Below are 14,506 nucleotides of genomic sequence, written 5' to 3'. Positions count from 1 at the left end.
AGATTGGCATACTGCCTCCCGTGATGTCAACGACGAACGAGCACGACGGCGTGGCGGTCGACCTCCTGGCGGTGGACCTCGGCAAGACGGGAGCCCGGGGCCGCTGGCGCCGCGGCGAGGAGGTGCGCGAGGCCGACGGCCCGGGGGTCGTGGGCCTGGCCGCCGCGGACGGGGTGGAGCAGGTCGTGGGGGCGGTGCGGTCGCTGAGCGGCGCGCTGGGGCTCGGCGGGTCGCGGGTCGACGTGCTGGCCGTCGGGCTCGTCGGCTACCACGCGGCCAGCGCTCGACGGGACGACCTGGCCGCGGCCCTGCTAGAGGAGTTCGCCGACACGGTGGTGCTCACCGGGGACGTGACGACCACCTACGTCGGGGCGGTCGGGGACCGGCCCGGGGTCGTCGTGGCGGCCGGCACCGGCGCCGTCGCGCTCGCGGCCGACGTGGCCGGGCGCACCGCGGTGCGCGACGGGTGGGGCTTCCTGCTCGGCGACGACGGCAGCGGGTATGCCGTGGGCCGCGCCGGCCTGCGCGCCGCCCTCGAGCACCGGGACGGCAGGGGAGGGGCGGCCGCTCTGGAGCAGGCGGCGACGCGGCGCTTCGGCGACCTCGCGGGCTTGCCGTCCGCGGTCCACTCGGCCGAGCACCCCTCTCGGCTCGTCGCCTCCTTCGCCCGGGACGTCGCCGAGGCCGCGCGCGCCGGAGACCCCGTCGCCGTGCAGATCTGGCAGGACGCCGCCGCGGCGCTGGCCCGCACGGCGATGGCGGCACGGGACGCGGTCGACCCCGCCCTCCCCGTCTGCCTGGCCGGGGGGCTGACCGAGGTCGGGCCGTTGCTCACCGAGCCCTTCGCGGCCGCGGTGGGGGGTGCCGTGCTGCCCGCGGCCGGGACCTCGCTGGACGGCGCGGAGACGCTCGCCCGCCAGGCCTGGTCCGGCGAGCTGGCCCCGGTGCTGGCCGGCCAGGTGAGCGTGACCCGCCGCACCGGCCGCGCGGCGGAGCCGGTCCGAACCACCGAGTCCGCCGGCCAGGCCCCCGACGAGGTCATCGGCGCGCTCGCGACCGAGGGCGTGCGGGAGGACCTGCTGGACCTCGACGAGCGCGGCACCGCGGCGGTGCTGCGCGAGCTGTGGGAGGCCGAGGCCACGGTCGCCCCCACCCTGCTCGGCGTGGTCCCCGCCGTGGCGGCGGCCGTCGACGACATCGCCGACCGGCTCCGGGGAGGCGGGCGGATGTTCTACCTCGGCGCCGGGACGCCGGGGCGGCTCGCCTTCGTCGACGCCTCGGAGCTGCCACCGACCTACGGCACCCCCGCCGACCTCGTGCGGGCCTTGCCCGCCGGGGGCGTCGAGGCGATGGTCGAGGCGCGCGAGGGCGCCGAGGACGACGGCGCGGCCGGGGCGGCCATGGTGCGCGAGGCCGGCGTCGGACCGCAGGACGTCGTGGTGGGCATCAGCGCGTCGGGCCGCACGCCCTACGTCCTCGAGGGTCTGGCGACGGCCGCCGAGCTCGGCGCCCTCACCGTCGCGGTCTCCAACAACGAGGGCGCCCGGGCCTCGGCCGGGGCCGACCATGCCATCGAGATCCCCACCGGGCCCGAGGTCATCAGCGGCTCCACACGGCTCAAGGCCGGCTCCGCGCAGAAGATGCTGCTGGGTGCGCTGTCGACCGCGGTGATGGTGCGGCTGGGCAAGACCCACGGGCCGTTCATGGTCGACATGCAGGCCTCCAACGTCAAGCTGCGCGACCGCGCCGTGCGGATGGTCCAGCGGGTCGCCGGGTGCGACGCCGAGGCCGCCGCGGCGGCCCTGGAGGAGGCCGGCTGGAGCACCAAGGTGGCGGTCGTCCAGCTGCTCGGAGGTATGCCGTCCGACCAGGCCCGCACCGCCCTCACCGAGGGCGACGGGTCGGTGCGGGGGGCGCTCGCCCGGGCGGGCGGGGAGCTCCGGTGATCGTCGTCGGCGCCGGCTCCGGGACCAGCGTGGACGGGATCGACGTCGCCGCGCTCGACCTGCGCCTCGACGACGACGTGGTGCGGGCGCGTCTGCTCGGCGCGGGGACGGTGCCCTTCGCCCCCGACCTGCGGGCCGACGTCCTCGCCGCCTTCCCGCCGGGCCGCCTCGGGATGCAGGAGGTGTGCCGCCTCGACACCCGGCTCGGCCAGGCCTTCGCCGACGCGGTGGCCACGCTCGGGACCGAGCTGGCCGGGGGGACCCCGGAGCTGGTGTCCTCGCACGGGCAGACGCTGTTCCACGACGTCGTCGACGGCGAGGTCAGGGGCACCCTGCAGCTGGGCCAGCCCGCCTGGATCGCCGAGCGCACGGGTGCGCCCGTCGTGTCGGACCTGCGCGTCGCCGACGTCGCGGCCGGGGGCCAGGGGGCGCCGCTGGCCAGCACCTGGGACGCGCTCTGGCTCGGCGGACGCGGGCATACCTGCGCCGCGCTCAACCTCGGCGGCATCGCCAACGTCACCGTCGTGCCCGCCGCCGGCGCCCCGACCTCGACGACTACGCCGACCTCGACGACTACGCCGACCTCGACGACCCCGCCGGTGCGGGCCTTCGACACCGGCCCGGCCAACGCCCTGGTCGACGCCGTCGTGGCCCGTGAGTCGGGTGGCCGCCAGACCTACGACGCGGACGGGGCGGGAGCCGCCGCGGGCCGGGTGGACGACGAGCTGCTCGCGCTGCTGCTGGCCGACGACTACTACGCCCAGGCACCGCCGAAGACGACCGGCAAGGAGCGCTTCCACCTCGGGCACGTCGACGCGGCGCTCAGCACGCTCGGCCGCGAGGTCGCCCACCTCGACCTGCTGGCGACCCTCACCGCGCTGACCGCCCGCACCGTGGCCGACGCGCTGACGCCGTTCGCCCCCGCCGAGGTCGTCGTCAGCGGCGGCGGCGCGCGCAACGACACCCTTCTCCGCGGCCTGACCCGGGCGCTCCCGGACGCGCGCGTGACGACGAGCAAGGCGCACGGCATACCCGTCGTCGCCAAGGAGGCGTGCCTCTTCGCGCTCCTCGGCTTCCTCACCTGGCACGGTCTGCCCGGCACCGTCGCCGGCGTCACCGGCGCCCGGCACGCCCGGCTGGCCGGCCGCCTCACCCCCGGTCACGGGGCGCTGCAGCTCCCCGAGCCAGCTCCGACCGCACCGACCCGCCTGGAGGTGGTGGCCTGATGGAGGTCGTCATCTGCGACGACGAGCAGCAGCGGGGGCGGCTGGTGGGCGACGTGATCGCCCGCCTGGTCGGCTCCCGGCCCGACGCCGTGCTCGGCCTCGCGACCGGCTCCAGCCCGCGCCCGGTGTATGCCGACCTCCTGGCCCGGGTGCGGGCCGGCACCCTCGACCTGGGTGGGGTCAGCACGTTCTCGCTGGACGAGTACGTCGGGCTGCCCGAGGGCCACCCGGCCGGCTACCGCACCGAGATCCGCGAGCAGCTCACCGACCCCGCCGGCATCCCCGCGGAGCGGGTGCACACCCCGCCCGGCGACGCCCAGGACCTGCCGGCCGCGGCCGCCGGCTACGAGCGGCGCATCGCCGAGGCCGGCGGCGTCGACGTGCAGCTCCTCGGGCTCGGCACCGACGGGCACATCGCCTTCAACGAGCCGGGCTCCTCGCTCGCCAGCCGCACCCGCATCAAGACACTGACCCGGCGCACCCGGCAGGACAACGCCCGCTTCTTCGACGACGACGTCGACGCCGTGCCCACGCACTGCCTCACCCAGGGTCTGGGCACGATCCTGCAGGCGCGCCACGTGGTGCTCCTGGCCACCGGGGAGCACAAGGCCCGGGCCGCCGCCCAGCTGGTGGAGGGCGCCGTCTCGGCGCGCTGGCCGGCCACCGTGCTGCAGTGGCACCCGCACGTCAGCGTGCTGGTGGACGAGGCGGCGGCGGGCCGGCTGGAGCTCGCGGACTACTACCGGGAGGCGTGGGCGGCCAAGCCCGCCTGGCAGGGGCTGTAGCCGCTCACACCCCGGAGCCGAGGACGAGCAGCGCGGCCGCGAAGAGCACGCCGGTCGTCAGCAGGATGACGGTGGTGTAGCCGAGGATGTCGCGGATCTTGAGCCCCGCGATCGCCAGCAGCGGCAGCGCCCAGAACGGCTGGATCATGTTGGTCCACTGGTCGCCGTAGGCGATCGCCATGACGGCCACCTCGGGGTCGACGCCCAGGCTGCTCGCGGCCTCGAGGAGCACCGGGCCCTGCACGGCGATCTGGCCGCCGCCGGAGGGCACGAAGAAGTTGACGATGCCGGCGGACAGGAAGGCCAGCAGGCCGAACGTGGCGGGCGTGGAGACCGAGACGAGCGCCTCTGAGAGCACCGTGATGAGCCCGGTGCCGGCCATGATGCCCATGATCCCGGCATACAGCGGGAACTGCAGGAGGATCTCGCCGACGTTCGACGCGGCGCGCTGGGTGAGCTCGATGATCTCGAAGGGGTTGCGGACCAGGAGCAGGCACAGGGTGAGGAAGCTCCAGTTGACGATGTCCAGGGTGATGGTCCCGCCGCCGCTGAAGTGGATGACCAGGTATGCCAGCAGCAGCAGACCGGGGACGAGCGTCAGCACGCGCGAGGCGTCGAGGCGGTCGGCGGGGGTGGTGACGTCGTAGGTGACCTCGTCGTCGGCCATCCGGTGCTCGGGCATCTCGACGATCCCGGCGCCGTGGCGCGGGGCCATGAGCGCGATGGTGCCGGCGACCACGGCGACGGCCAGGACGGCGGTGATGATGTTCCACGTCGAGAAGGTGGTCTCGGTGATGGGCAGCGGCTGGCCGAGCTGCTCGCTGACGAAGCTGTCGGGCGTGGCCGCGACCAGCGGCGCCGAGCCGGAGTAGCCCATGTGCCACACGACCATGCCGGTGTAGCCGGCGGCGACCAGCAGGGGGAAGTGCCGTGGCTCGCCCCGGCGGCGGCCCTCGGCGGCGACCTCCTTGGCGAGCAGCGCGCCGACGACCAGCCCGAGGCCCCAGGTGAACAGCCCGGCCACGCAGGTCACCAGGGCGACGAAGACGTAGGGCATGACCCGGCCGCGGGGCACCGCCGCGAGCCGGCGCAGACCGGCCCGGACCGGGCCGGTGTTGGCGAGGATGTAGCCGAGCAGCAGGATGAGCGCCATCTGGGTCATGAACGCCAGCAGCCCGGACAGCCCGTCGCCCCACGCGCGGACCACGTCGACCGGCCCGGCGTCGGTGAGACCGAGGGCGGCGACCATGACGAGGACGGTCAGGACGATCGCGAAGACCAGCGCCGAGGGGATGAAGCGCTCGACGACGGAGTTCAGCGGGCCCATGGCGCGCTGGACCCCGGTGCGGGTCCGGGGCTGGGTCTGGCTCATGCGGGTGACCTCGATGTCGTGGGTGGGACGGGCTCGGCAGACGCTAGCGGACGGCGGCTGTCACCCAGGAGACCTACGCTCGCGACATGCGGTTGGAGAACATCGTCCTGCAGGCCCGTGACCCGCAGGTCACGGGCCGGTTCTGGTCGGCGGCGCTGGGCCTGGTCGACCTGGCCCCGGGCAGCCCGCAGGACTACGAGGGCCGGTTGTGGGTCGACGACGAGCTCTGGCTGGACGTGTGCATCGAGCCGGCCGCCGAGCCTCCGCCACCCGGGTGGCGGCTGCACCTCGACCTGCGTGGTGGGGCGCAGCAGCAGCAGGTCGTGGAGCGGCTCACCGGGCTGGGGGCCACCCCGGTCGACATCGGCCAGGGGGAGGTGCCGTGGGTCGTGCTGGCCGACCCGGACGGCAACGCCTTCTGCGTGATGGAGGAGCGCGCCGCCTACTCCGACACCGGGCCGATCGCCGCGCTCCCGCTCGACAGCGCCGACCCGCAGCGGGAGGCCGAGCTGTATGCCGCGCTCACCGGCTGGGTGCCCGCGCCGGGGGTCGGGCCGGTCACCCTGCGCCACCCGAGCCTGCGCGGTCCGCTGCTCGAGCTGTGCCCCGAGCCCGAGCCCAAGGCCCGCCAGAACCGCACCCACCTCGACGTGCGCCCGACCCCGGGCGGCCCGGACCAGCGGGCTCTCGTCGACCTGGCCCTGTCGCTCGGGGCGACCCTGGCCACCGACGACTGGGCGAAGGGCCACCCGTGGGTGGTGATGCACGACCTGTCCGGCAACGAGTTCTGCGTCCTCGCGGACGCCGGGGACTGAGGACGTCTCCGACAAGATCAGGCTACTGGTGGTCGAGTCGCGGGTTCGGCGGTCACGGCTCTGGGTGCTGTCGGGGCGCCGGCCAGGCCAGTGGCACGGCGGCAGCGGCCGCGATGCCGAGCCCCCCGGCCACCACCACCCCCAGACCTGCCAGCGCGGCGAGCGCGGTGACGGCTGCGGCGAGGAAGACCTGCAGCACCGTCCGCCAGCCCGCCTGCTCGACGCTCACCCGGCCGCGACCCCGAGCGGGCGGCATGAGCGCTGCTGCGGCGACGACGACGACCGCGACGGCCAGCGCCACGGGACGGTCCTCGGGCTCCAGCAGGCGGCGCAGCGCCCTCAGGAGCGCGGAGAGGGCGACGAGGGCGGCCACCCAGGCCACCGACGAGCGGGTCCAGTGCATGACCTCACGCTAGGCCGCCGACGTCATGTCCTGGTGCCCGGCGTGCAGCACGGGCAGACTGGCCGGATGGACATCAAGGCGCACATCCTCGTGCTCGACGCAGCCGACCCGGAGCCGGAGGCCGCCTTCTGGGCCGGGATGCTGGGCGGCACGGCCCACCAGGAGGACGACGACTGGTGGTCGGTGCGGGTGGGCGAGAGCGAGGCCCTGTGCGTGCAGCTGGCCCCGGGCCAGCGGGCCCCCGAGTGGCCGGACGGACTACCCCAGCAGATGCACCTCGACCTGGTGGTCGCCGAGATCGCGTCCGCCCACGGCGAGGCCCTGGGGTGGGGCGCCACCGTGCTCCAGGAGGCGGACGACCTGGCCGCCGAGCACGGCTTCCAGGTGTATGCCGACCCGGCCGGCCACCCCTTCTGCCTGTGCTGGTGAGGTCAGGGCCCGCCGCTCACTCGAGCTCGACGCGGTCGGCCTGCGGTCCGCGGTCGCTCTGGCGCACCTGGTAGCGCACCCGGTCACCCGGGTAGAGGATGTCGCCGTCGCGCAGGACCGACACGTGCACGAAGAGGTCCGCACCACCCGTGTCCGGGGTGATGAAGCCGAAACCACGGTCCGCGTCGTAGCGCGCCACCACGCCCTGGCCGCCGCGAGCCGGGCCGTCGGACCCCCGCCGCGGTCCGGACCGGGAGGGGGTCGACCGCGAGGGGGCGCCCCGGCGCGCGGAGCCGCCCGCGAGGCGCACGTCGCGGGCCTGGGGGCCCCGGTCGCCCTCGACGGTGTCGAAGGTCACCCGGTCGCCCTCCTCCAGCGCGGGGAGGCCGTCGGCGAGCGCCCGGGCGTGGACGAAGACGTCGGGGCCGCCGGTCTCGGGCGCGATGAACCCGAAGCCCTTGTCGTCGTCGTACCAGGACACGGTGCCGTCCGCCCCGTCCGCGGCCTCGGCCTGCTGGCCGGCCTGATCCGACAGGGGGAGCAGGTGGTCCGCCTGCGGACCCTTCTCCCCGTCGACCACGAGGAAGGCGACCCGCTGGCCCTCGGAGACCATGCCCCCCGGCACGATGGCCGAGCTGTGCAGGAAGATCTCGTCACCGTCGCCGTCGGGGGTGATGAAGCCATACCCCTTGGCCGGCTCGAACCACGAGACGGTGCCGAGCAGGCCCAGCGGGGCGTCGGCGGGCTGGTCGGCGGTGACCCGGACGCGGCGCGCGAGCGGGCCGCGGTCACCCTCCCCGATCTCGAACTCGACCACCTGCCCCTCCCGGAGCAGCTTGGTCGTGTCGCTGCCGAGGATGTCGGACGCGTGCACGTAGAGGTCCTCGGCGTCCTCTCCGAGGGCGATGAAGCCGAACCCCCGGTCGGCGTCGAACCACCGCACGGTTCCTTCGCTCACGGCTGACTCCTTCTCGAGGTGACGATCGGTGCACCCCCAGTGTCCCCGACGACCCGGCCGCAGGCCATTCGCCCCTGCGCCCCCGTCGTCGATGCCTGGATCGAGCAGTGGGTTCCGAGGCAGGGGAGGGTGCCGCCGTAGACTCCCGCAGGTGACTGACCCTCGGCCGTACCCCACGATGGAGGACGTCATCGGCGACACCCCGCTGGTGCGTCTGCAGCGCCTGCCGGGGCCGGAGAACGAGCGCCGCGGCAACGTGCTGCTCGCCAAGCTCGAGGGGAACAACCCGGCCGGCTCGGTGAAGGACCGGCCGGCGATCAGCATGATCCGGGGCGCCGAGGAGCGAGGGGAGATCTCTCCGGGCGACACCCTGCTGGAGGCCACGTCCGGCAACACCGGGATCGGTCTGGCGATGGCGGCGGCGATCAGCGGCTATCCCCTGGTCATCGTGATGCCCGAGGACGCCTCGACCGAGCGCATCCAGACGATGAAGGCGTATGGAGCAGAGCTGGTGCTCACGCCTGCCGGAGGCGGTATGGAGCAGGCCCGGGACGTCGTGGCGCGCCTGGAGGGAGAGGGGAGGGGCCGGGTGCTGGACCAGTTCGGCAACCCGGACAACCCGCGTGCCCACGAGGAGGGGACCGGGCCGGAGCTGTGGCGCCAGACCGAGGGTCGGATCACGCACTTCGTGTCCGCGATGGGCACCACCGGCACGATCACCGGGGTCTCGCGGTTCCTCAAGTCGCGCAACCCCAGGGTGCAGATCGTCGGGGCTCAGCCCGCGGAGGGTTCGCGGATCCCCGGGATCCGCGCCTGGCCACCGGGGTACGTGCCGCGGATCTTCGACCCGTCAGCGGTGGACCGGACCGTGGAGGTCGCCCAGGCCGACGCCGAGGAGATGGCCCGCCGGCTGGCCCGCGAGGAGGGCATCTTCGGCGGGGTGTCCGCGGCCGGCGCGTGCTGGACCGCCCTGCAGGTGGCGGAGGAGGTCGAGGGCGCGACGATCGTCTTCGTGGTCTGCGATCGGGGAGACCGCTACCTCTCCAGCGGCGTGTTCCCCGCCTGAGGCCCCGGCGGGCGCCCGGCGGGCCGGTGCTGGGTGCTCAGTGCTCGTGAGTCGGCTTGCTGGGCTCGTCGGTGATCAGGGTGCGTCGGATGGCGTCGTCGAGCCAGTCCCGGTAGGCGGGGCCGTCCCAGCTGCGGTCGTGGCGCAGAAGGGCGTGCACGGTGGGCGAGCACAGGGTGAACAAGATGTCAGCGGCGTGGTCGGCATCGATGCCCGGCCGCAGGAGTCCTGCTTCCGCAAGGGCCACGGCGACGGCTCGGACGTTGGCGTGGGTGGCGGCCGCCCCCTCGTTCGCCAGCCGTCGCATGTGCGCATCGGCGCCGGATGAGGTCACTGTGGTCATGATCAAGGGGCCAGCTCGGTCGAGGAGTGCGGCGGTCTGCTCCACCAGGCGGGTCACGAGCTCGGTGGGCCTGTCCAGCATCCCGGTGGCGGCCATCCGCTCACTCTGAGAGGTGGGCTCCTCATCACCGGCGATGGCGACGTCGAGCGCGCGATGGAAGATCTCCGGTTTGCCGCCAGGGTAGGCCGTATGAACGGTGCGGGCGCCCACCCCGGCGGCATCGGCGATGTCGCGAACCGTCGTCTGGACGTAGCCGCGGTCGATGAACAGCCGGGTCGCTGCCTGCCGCACGCGACGTCGCGTCTCGCGCGCGCGGCCCTCGCGATAGGGGGATCGGTAGTGTCGCTTGACCTGGGGGTCCATGGCTGCCACTCTAGAACATATTCGATGCATCAACGATGCACTCAATTGCTCGGAAGGGTCGGCCATGCCTGCACTGACAGGACTGCGCTTCGTGAAGTTGCCGGTCACCGACCTGGCCCGGAGCCGGGAGTGGTGGAGCCGGGTGTTCGGGTGGTCCGGCCAGCTGGAGTTCCCTGACTCCGACGGCGTGGTCCGAGGGGTGGCGGGGGTGTTCCGCGACTTCGAGCGGCCCGGCCTGTCCCTGCGCGAGAGTCCGGAAGCGCGCAGCGTTCCAGGGCTGGAGCTGATGCTCGGTGTGGCTGACCGGGGCGCCGTCGACGAGTGGGGCCGGTGGCTGGACGACCTGCAGGTGCCTCACTCGCCCGTGATCGACGCAACCGTGGGCTGGCTCATGGTGCTGGGCGACCCCGACGGCCATGAGATCCACCTCTACTCCGACGAGCGGCACGGCATCGATCAGACCGACCGGGCGGGATACGGACGGCCCGCCGCCGATGTGTCCTGAGCCACGTCACGCCCAGGTCCGCAGCCGACGTCCAACAACGGGTGGTGGGCGAGTCCGTCATACGTCTCGAGTCTCCTCGCGCAGCCGGGGCTCGACGCGCAGGTCGGGACGGGCACCTGCCTTGTCCGCATAGAACGCTCGGATGCGGTCCATGTCAGCCGTGACGTCTCCGGTCATCTCCAGGGTCGGACCCAGACCTGTCGTCATCGTGGTGCGGTCGACATAGCCGAGCGTCACCGGCATCCCGCTCTCGCGGGCGATGCGGTAGAAACCGGACTTCCAGTGAGTGTGCCCCCCACGGGTTCCGTCGGGTGTGACCACGAGGCCGAAGACCTCGCCGGACCGGACGCGCTCGAGCACCTCGTCGACGACACGGCCGGCGTTCGACCGGTCGACGGGAATGCCTCCGAGAGCACGCATCAGCGGACCACGCCAGCCCGAGAAGAGGCTCTGCTTGCCCAGCCACCGGATGTCCATGTCCAGGCGCCAGGTGATTCCGAGCATGAGGACGAAGTCCCAGTTCGAGGTATGCGGTGCGCCGACGAGCACCGTGGGCCGCTCTGGTGCGGGTGCGGTGGACAGCCTCCAGCGGCTGAGCGACCAGAAGGCGCGAGCCACCAGGGGTCGAAGCATGAGCACACGCTAGTGGCAGGCCCGACGGCCGGCCGGGACGCCCTGCGCGCCACAGACCTCGACGCAAGGGGCTGCGTCCTCCTACCCTCGCCCGCCGATCAGGCCGCTAGTCGATCAGGTAGCGCTCGACGTCGCTGTGCCGCACCTCCCCCAGAATGCAGACGGCACCCCTGGTGTGGGCTGAAAACGCTGCACCAGCTCGTGCAACACCCTCCAGCCACCATGCCGGACGCGCGCGAAGCGCCGTCCGCCGAAGCGGACGTGTGGCCGTCTCCGCGTCACCTGTTGTCGTCGGTTGTGGCTGGCATGGCTCTGGGAGGCGCATACTGAGGGGTGATCACAACAACCCGGTCCGGAACTCAGCGCCGCCACCTCGCCTCCAGCCCCTTCGAGCCACGAGTCGAGCCGGAGATCGAGCACTTCGAGCTCCATGACCGGGTCTCGCACCAGGCCTTTGGCCTCGGACGTGTGGTGGGCACGGAGGACGAGGCGGTCACGGTGAACTTCGGCGCTCGCACGATGCGCATCGTCAGCCCGTTCCCCAAGCTCGAGAAGCTCTGAGGGCGGATTGCTGCTGGTCGGCGGGTGGGGCCACAGCAGCGTCCAGACGTCGGCACGAGTCTTCGACAGCACGGTCAAGTCATGACCGAGCAGCATCCGGCCAGACCTGAACCTGAGCGGTACGGTGTGTGACATGACGGAGCAGGGTCCGGGAGCCAGGGACGAGAGTGCCACCATCCTGAGTTTTCCGACGGAGCACGAGGCCCCCCGCAGCAGCGAGGTGGACCTCGAGGGTGAGTCGGTCACGGTCATCTACCTCCCGTGGCCGCACGTGGTCGACGGTGCCCACCGACCAGCCGGCCTCTACTACCGCGCCAACGACACCTCCGGGTTCTACCCCGACCCCGCGGTGCGCGGCCTGGACGCGGTGCTCGAGGAGGCCCGCCCTCGGCTGCAGCGGCACCTGCGGCTCATCCGGGAGCCGGGGGAGGGACCCGCGGACAGGTGACCCCGGGGCTCTGTCAGGCCCCAGGACGGCACGAGACGGTCTGTCCGGCGGGCAGAGTCGTGCGGGTGGTGTAATCACGCCATGCGAATCTTCTTCACCGGGGGTAGTGGCAAGGCTGGCAGGCACGTCGCGCCCTACTTGGCCGAGCAGGGTCATCAGGTCACCAACGCCGACCTCGTCCCTCTGAATCATCCGGCCGTGGCCGACCTGAGGGTCGACCTCACCGACACCGGTGAGACCTACTCGGCGTTGTCGGGGCTGGCGCGGATGGGGGAGCTGGAGCTGGCGAGGAAGCCTGCCTACGACGCTGTGGTGCACTTCGCGGCGGTGCCGGCGATCCTGATCGCCTCCGATGCACGCACCTACGCGAACAACGTGCTGAGTACGTACAACGTGCTCGAGGCCGCGACCCGGTTGGGCGTCCGCAAGATCGTGTTCGCCTCTTCGGAGACGACCTACAGGATCTGCTTCGCGCAGGGCGAGCGACGACCGCAGTACGTGCCGGTTGACGAGGACCACCCGACGGTGCCGGAGGACTCCTACGCCATGTCCAAGGTGGCCAACGAGGTGACGGCGCGCTCCTTCCAGGCTCGCAACGGCGGCGACGTCTACGGACTGCGGATCAACAACGTCATCGAGCCGGACGAGTACGCCGAGATGTTCCCGGACTTCCTGGCCGATCCGTCGCTGAGGCGGCGCAACATCTTCGCCTACATCGACACGCGAGACCTCAGCCAGATGGTGCAGCGTTGTCTGGAGGTCGATGGGCTCGGCTACGAGGTCTTCAACGTCGCCAACGCGGACATGTCCGTCGCCCTGACGACCCAGGAAGTCCGGGACCGCTTCTACGACGGGGTGACGCTGAGTCGTCAGATGGGTCGTGACGAGACCTTCTACTCCATCGACAAGGCCCGAGAGCTCCTCGGATACGCGCCGCAGCACTCGTGGCGCGACGTCGTGCCCGCTCCCCAACCAGGGGTCTGACCTGGACGCACCGACCACGCTCCGCCTCCATCTGCAGGTGTGACCCCGCGGTTCGGCGCGGCGTAGTGCATCCCAATATGGGATGTGGTGCGGTATGTTGAGGGCATGACGACCCAGATCGCCGTACGGCTCCCCGATGAGATGGTGCGCTTTCTGGACCGCAGCGTGGCCAGTGGCAAGGCCCCTAGTCGAGCCGCACTGGTGGCCGTGGCCCTGGAGCGCGAGATGCGCCGTCAAGCCGCAGAGCAGGACGCCCACATCTTGAAGGAGAAGGGCACGGTCGATGATCTCGACGAACTCGTCATCTGGTCCGTGGCCCACGCGACGCTGGACGAGTGATCGTGCGCGAGATCTGCCTGGCGCGTCTGGACAAGCCCCGCCCCGTCCTGGTGCTCACCCGCGACACCGCCCGGGCCGTGATGACCAAGGTGACCGTGGCCCCCATCACGTCGACCGTCAAGGGGTTGTCCAGCGAAGTGCCGGTGGGACGTGCCAACGGGCTGGACCACCGCAGCGCTGTCTCGATCGACAACGTCCTGACCATCCCCGTCGACCTCCTGGGCCGGACGCTGGGTTTCCTCACGCCCGAGCAGGAGCGACACCTTGCACGAGCCATCGTGCTGGCGTATGACCTCGAAGCGCCATTGCTCGAAGAGCCCTGACCGCCGCCAACGGCACCCTGGGACCATGGCCTCCGATCCCACGCGGTGGCCCGAGGGTGGCTCAGCTCAGCAGGCGCACGGGGATCTCGTGCTCGACCGCCTGGTCGCCGGCACGCTGGACCCGAAGGGCCGGGTGCTCCTCGGCTTCGCCGATCGCTTCGATGAGTGAGCCGTCGCGCCATACCAGAGCCACGTGGTCGTCGGCGGCGTAGGTGGTCGGCATCTGTCCGGTAGCAACCCAGCGGCGCAGGCTGGCGCGGCGGTCCTGCTCGCCGAGCAGGTGCGGGCACGCCCCTCCGGGTAGGAAGCCGAGACCGTCGCGCAGCGGGGACAGGTCGCCGTAGGAGTCGGTGGAGGATGCCTGGAACCAGCAGTTCATCCCCGCGCTGATCCCGGCCAGTACGGTCCCCTGCCCGGCGGCGCGACGCAGGATGTCGGGCAGTCCGTGAAGACGCCACAGCGCTAGCAGGTTGGCGGTCGATCCGCCGCCGACGTAGACGAGGTCCTGGTCCAGCAGCATGGCAGGGGTGGTGTAACCCCAAGGGTCCTGGCAGAAGAGGGAGAGCACGGACGTCTGGGCTCGACTCGTGAACGCTTGCAGGAACCGCTCGGAGTAGGTGTGGGAGTCGCCGCTGGCCGTCGGGATGAAGCAGACCTTGGGGCGTTCGGTCCCGGTCAGCTCGAGCAGGTAGTCGTCGATCAGGGAGCGGCCGTCCTCAGACATGGAGAACCCACCGCCTCCCAGGGTGACGATCGTCGCCGGGGCGAGGACCGAGGTCAGCATGGCTTCTTCCATGGCCCGCAGGTTACGGACGGCGGCGGGGCGAACTGCTACCGGCGGGGCCAGCGCCTCTGCGGTTGCGAGCATGAGTTGAAGCCGGAGCGCCCGAGTGTCCGAGCCCAGCCGCAGCTCGCGGTGGGGCCCGACCAGCGGCAGTACAGGATGTTCACCGGAGCGCAGTATCGCTGCCGCGCCAAGCTTGTGCGTACCTGACCGGGGCAGCCTG

The 14,506-nt window shown here is 72.4% G+C and carries 18 protein-coding genes; 12 read left to right on the top strand and 6 right to left on the bottom strand.

Features of this window, described 5'->3' with window-relative positions; all coding sequences use genetic code 11:
• Window positions 1–23: 23 nt before the first annotated feature.
• From Q0795_RS15980 to nagB, 3 genes are read left to right on the top strand one after another with little or no spacing between them, the layout of a single operon-like run.
• On the top strand, window positions 24–1,946 hold the full coding sequence (locus Q0795_RS15980) for an N-acetylmuramic acid 6-phosphate etherase (RefSeq protein WP_298891490.1): 1,923 nt from the start codon (window positions 24–26) through the stop codon (window positions 1,944–1,946).
• Entirely contained in the window at window positions 1,943–3,172 is a 1,230-nt protein-coding gene (locus tag Q0795_RS15975; protein WP_298891337.1) for an anhydro-N-acetylmuramic acid kinase, read from the top strand. Before Q0795_RS15980 ends, Q0795_RS15975 begins: the two co-directional genes overlap by 4 nt.
• Window positions 3,172–3,957, top strand: coding sequence for a glucosamine-6-phosphate deaminase (gene nagB, locus Q0795_RS15970; protein WP_298891336.1), 786 nt, complete (start codon window positions 3,172–3,174; stop codon window positions 3,955–3,957). The genes Q0795_RS15975 and nagB overlap by 1 nt, the downstream gene beginning before the upstream one ends.
• 4 nt (window positions 3,958–3,961) lie before the next feature.
• On the opposite strand, the gene Q0795_RS15965 is transcribed toward nagB, so the two are convergent.
• Window positions 3,962–5,329, bottom strand: a complete 1,368-nt coding sequence (locus tag Q0795_RS15965; RefSeq protein ID WP_298891334.1) for a TIGR00366 family protein — start codon at window positions 5,327–5,329, stop codon at window positions 3,962–3,964.
• 86 nt (window positions 5,330–5,415) lie between these two features.
• Between Q0795_RS15965 and Q0795_RS15960 the strand changes: the two genes are divergently transcribed.
• Complete coding sequence (locus Q0795_RS15960; protein WP_298891332.1) at window positions 5,416–6,144, top strand: VOC family protein; 729 nt, start codon at window positions 5,416–5,418, stop codon at window positions 6,142–6,144.
• Window positions 6,145–6,196: 52 nt separating this feature from the next.
• Here the strand turns inward: Q0795_RS15960 and Q0795_RS15955 are convergent, their stop codons facing one another.
• Window positions 6,197–6,547, bottom strand: a complete 351-nt coding sequence (locus Q0795_RS15955) for a hypothetical protein (RefSeq protein ID WP_298891330.1) — start codon at window positions 6,545–6,547, stop codon at window positions 6,197–6,199.
• 66 nt (window positions 6,548–6,613) lie between these two features.
• Here Q0795_RS15955 and Q0795_RS15950 point away from each other — a divergent pair, with 66 nt between their 5' ends.
• Complete coding sequence (locus Q0795_RS15950) at window positions 6,614–6,976, top strand: VOC family protein (RefSeq protein WP_298891328.1); 363 nt, start codon at window positions 6,614–6,616, stop codon at window positions 6,974–6,976.
• Window positions 6,977–6,992: 16 nt separating this feature from the next.
• On the opposite strand, the gene Q0795_RS15945 is transcribed toward Q0795_RS15950, so the two are convergent.
• Window positions 6,993–7,934: a cold shock domain-containing protein gene (locus tag Q0795_RS15945; protein ID WP_298891326.1), complete on the bottom strand. Its 942-nt coding sequence runs from the start codon at window positions 7,932–7,934 to the stop codon at window positions 6,993–6,995.
• 178 nt (window positions 7,935–8,112) lie between these two features.
• Here Q0795_RS15945 and cysM point away from each other — a divergent pair, with 178 nt between their 5' ends.
• On the top strand, window positions 8,113–9,000 hold the full coding sequence (gene cysM, locus Q0795_RS15940; RefSeq protein WP_366942472.1) for a cysteine synthase CysM: 888 nt from the start codon (window positions 8,113–8,115) through the stop codon (window positions 8,998–9,000).
• Between the two features lie 37 nt (window positions 9,001–9,037).
• Here cysM and Q0795_RS15935 read toward each other — a convergent pair whose 3' ends face one another.
• On the bottom strand, window positions 9,038–9,706 hold the full coding sequence (locus Q0795_RS15935) for a TetR/AcrR family transcriptional regulator (protein WP_298891322.1): 669 nt from the start codon (window positions 9,704–9,706) through the stop codon (window positions 9,038–9,040).
• A 64-nt stretch (window positions 9,707–9,770) separates the two neighbouring features.
• On the opposite strand from Q0795_RS15935, the gene Q0795_RS15930 reads away from it, so the two are divergent.
• Window positions 9,771–10,211: a VOC family protein gene (locus Q0795_RS15930; protein WP_298891320.1), complete on the top strand. Its 441-nt coding sequence runs from the start codon at window positions 9,771–9,773 to the stop codon at window positions 10,209–10,211.
• Between the two features lie 57 nt (window positions 10,212–10,268).
• On the opposite strand, the gene Q0795_RS15925 is transcribed toward Q0795_RS15930, so the two are convergent.
• Window positions 10,269–10,844 (bottom strand): 1-acyl-sn-glycerol-3-phosphate acyltransferase, encoded by a 576-nt coding sequence (locus Q0795_RS15925; RefSeq protein WP_298891318.1) that lies wholly within the window; start codon window positions 10,842–10,844, stop codon window positions 10,269–10,271.
• Window positions 10,845–11,177: 333 nt separating this feature from the next.
• On the opposite strand from Q0795_RS15925, the gene Q0795_RS15920 reads away from it, so the two are divergent.
• The 5 genes from Q0795_RS15920 to Q0795_RS15900 all read left to right on the top strand — a co-directional run bounded on the left by Q0795_RS15920 (window position 11,178) and on the right by Q0795_RS15900 (window position 13,499).
• Complete coding sequence (locus Q0795_RS15920; RefSeq protein ID WP_298891316.1) at window positions 11,178–11,405, top strand: hypothetical protein; 228 nt, start codon at window positions 11,178–11,180, stop codon at window positions 11,403–11,405.
• Between the two features lie 133 nt (window positions 11,406–11,538).
• Complete coding sequence (locus Q0795_RS15915) at window positions 11,539–11,853, top strand: hypothetical protein (RefSeq protein WP_298891314.1); 315 nt, start codon at window positions 11,539–11,541, stop codon at window positions 11,851–11,853.
• A gap of 81 nt (window positions 11,854–11,934) precedes the next feature.
• Window positions 11,935–12,837 (top strand): NAD(P)-dependent oxidoreductase, encoded by a 903-nt coding sequence (locus Q0795_RS15910; protein ID WP_298891312.1) that lies wholly within the window; start codon window positions 11,935–11,937, stop codon window positions 12,835–12,837.
• A gap of 105 nt (window positions 12,838–12,942) precedes the next feature.
• Window positions 12,943–13,176: a YlcI/YnfO family protein gene (locus Q0795_RS15905; protein ID WP_298891310.1), complete on the top strand. Its 234-nt coding sequence runs from the start codon at window positions 12,943–12,945 to the stop codon at window positions 13,174–13,176.
• Window positions 13,173–13,499, top strand: a complete 327-nt coding sequence (locus Q0795_RS15900; protein ID WP_366942470.1) for a type II toxin-antitoxin system PemK/MazF family toxin — start codon at window positions 13,173–13,175, stop codon at window positions 13,497–13,499. Before Q0795_RS15905 ends, Q0795_RS15900 begins: the two co-directional genes overlap by 4 nt.
• Before the next feature lie 61 nt (window positions 13,500–13,560).
• On the opposite strand, the gene Q0795_RS15895 is transcribed toward Q0795_RS15900, so the two are convergent.
• Window positions 13,561–14,295 (bottom strand): peptidase E, encoded by a 735-nt coding sequence (locus Q0795_RS15895; protein WP_298891309.1) that lies wholly within the window; start codon window positions 14,293–14,295, stop codon window positions 13,561–13,563.
• Between the last annotated feature and the right edge of the window lie 211 nt (window positions 14,296–14,506).

The sequence above is a fragment of the uncultured Serinicoccus sp. genome (assembly GCF_947487915.1).
GTDB lineage: Bacteria > Actinomycetota > Actinomycetes > Actinomycetales > Dermatophilaceae > Ornithinicoccus.
Note: the sequence above shows the minus strand (reverse complement) of the source record. Positions and strands in the feature narration are given on the sequence as shown.

Coding starts and splice junctions, on each gene's coding strand:
- Q0795_RS15980 (WP_298891490.1), top strand. CDS start 24: ATGTCAACGACGAACGAGCACGACGGCGTGGCGGTCGACCTCCTGGCG.
- nagB (WP_298891336.1), top strand. CDS start 3,172: ATGGAGGTCGTCATCTGCGACGACGAGCAGCAGCGGGGGCGGCTGGTG.
- Q0795_RS15965 (WP_298891334.1), bottom strand. CDS start 5,329: ATGAGCCAGACCCAGCCCCGGACCCGCACCGGGGTCCAGCGCGCCATG.
- Q0795_RS15960 (WP_298891332.1), top strand. CDS start 5,416: ATGCGGTTGGAGAACATCGTCCTGCAGGCCCGTGACCCGCAGGTCACG.
- Q0795_RS15955 (WP_298891330.1), bottom strand. CDS start 6,547: ATGCACTGGACCCGCTCGTCGGTGGCCTGGGTGGCCGCCCTCGTCGCC.
- Q0795_RS15950 (WP_298891328.1), top strand. CDS start 6,614: ATGGACATCAAGGCGCACATCCTCGTGCTCGACGCAGCCGACCCGGAG.
- cysM (WP_366942472.1), top strand. CDS start 8,113: ATGGAGGACGTCATCGGCGACACCCCGCTGGTGCGTCTGCAGCGCCTG.
- Q0795_RS15935 (WP_298891322.1), bottom strand. CDS start 9,706: ATGGACCCCCAGGTCAAGCGACACTACCGATCCCCCTATCGCGAGGGC.
- Q0795_RS15930 (WP_298891320.1), top strand. CDS start 9,771: ATGCCTGCACTGACAGGACTGCGCTTCGTGAAGTTGCCGGTCACCGAC.
- Q0795_RS15925 (WP_298891318.1), bottom strand. CDS start 10,844: ATGCTTCGACCCCTGGTGGCTCGCGCCTTCTGGTCGCTCAGCCGCTGG.
- Q0795_RS15915 (WP_298891314.1), top strand. CDS start 11,539: ATGACGGAGCAGGGTCCGGGAGCCAGGGACGAGAGTGCCACCATCCTG.
- Q0795_RS15910 (WP_298891312.1), top strand. CDS start 11,935: ATGCGAATCTTCTTCACCGGGGGTAGTGGCAAGGCTGGCAGGCACGTC.
- Q0795_RS15905 (WP_298891310.1), top strand. CDS start 12,943: ATGACGACCCAGATCGCCGTACGGCTCCCCGATGAGATGGTGCGCTTT.
- Q0795_RS15895 (WP_298891309.1), bottom strand. CDS start 14,295: ATGGAAGAAGCCATGCTGACCTCGGTCCTCGCCCCGGCGACGATCGTC.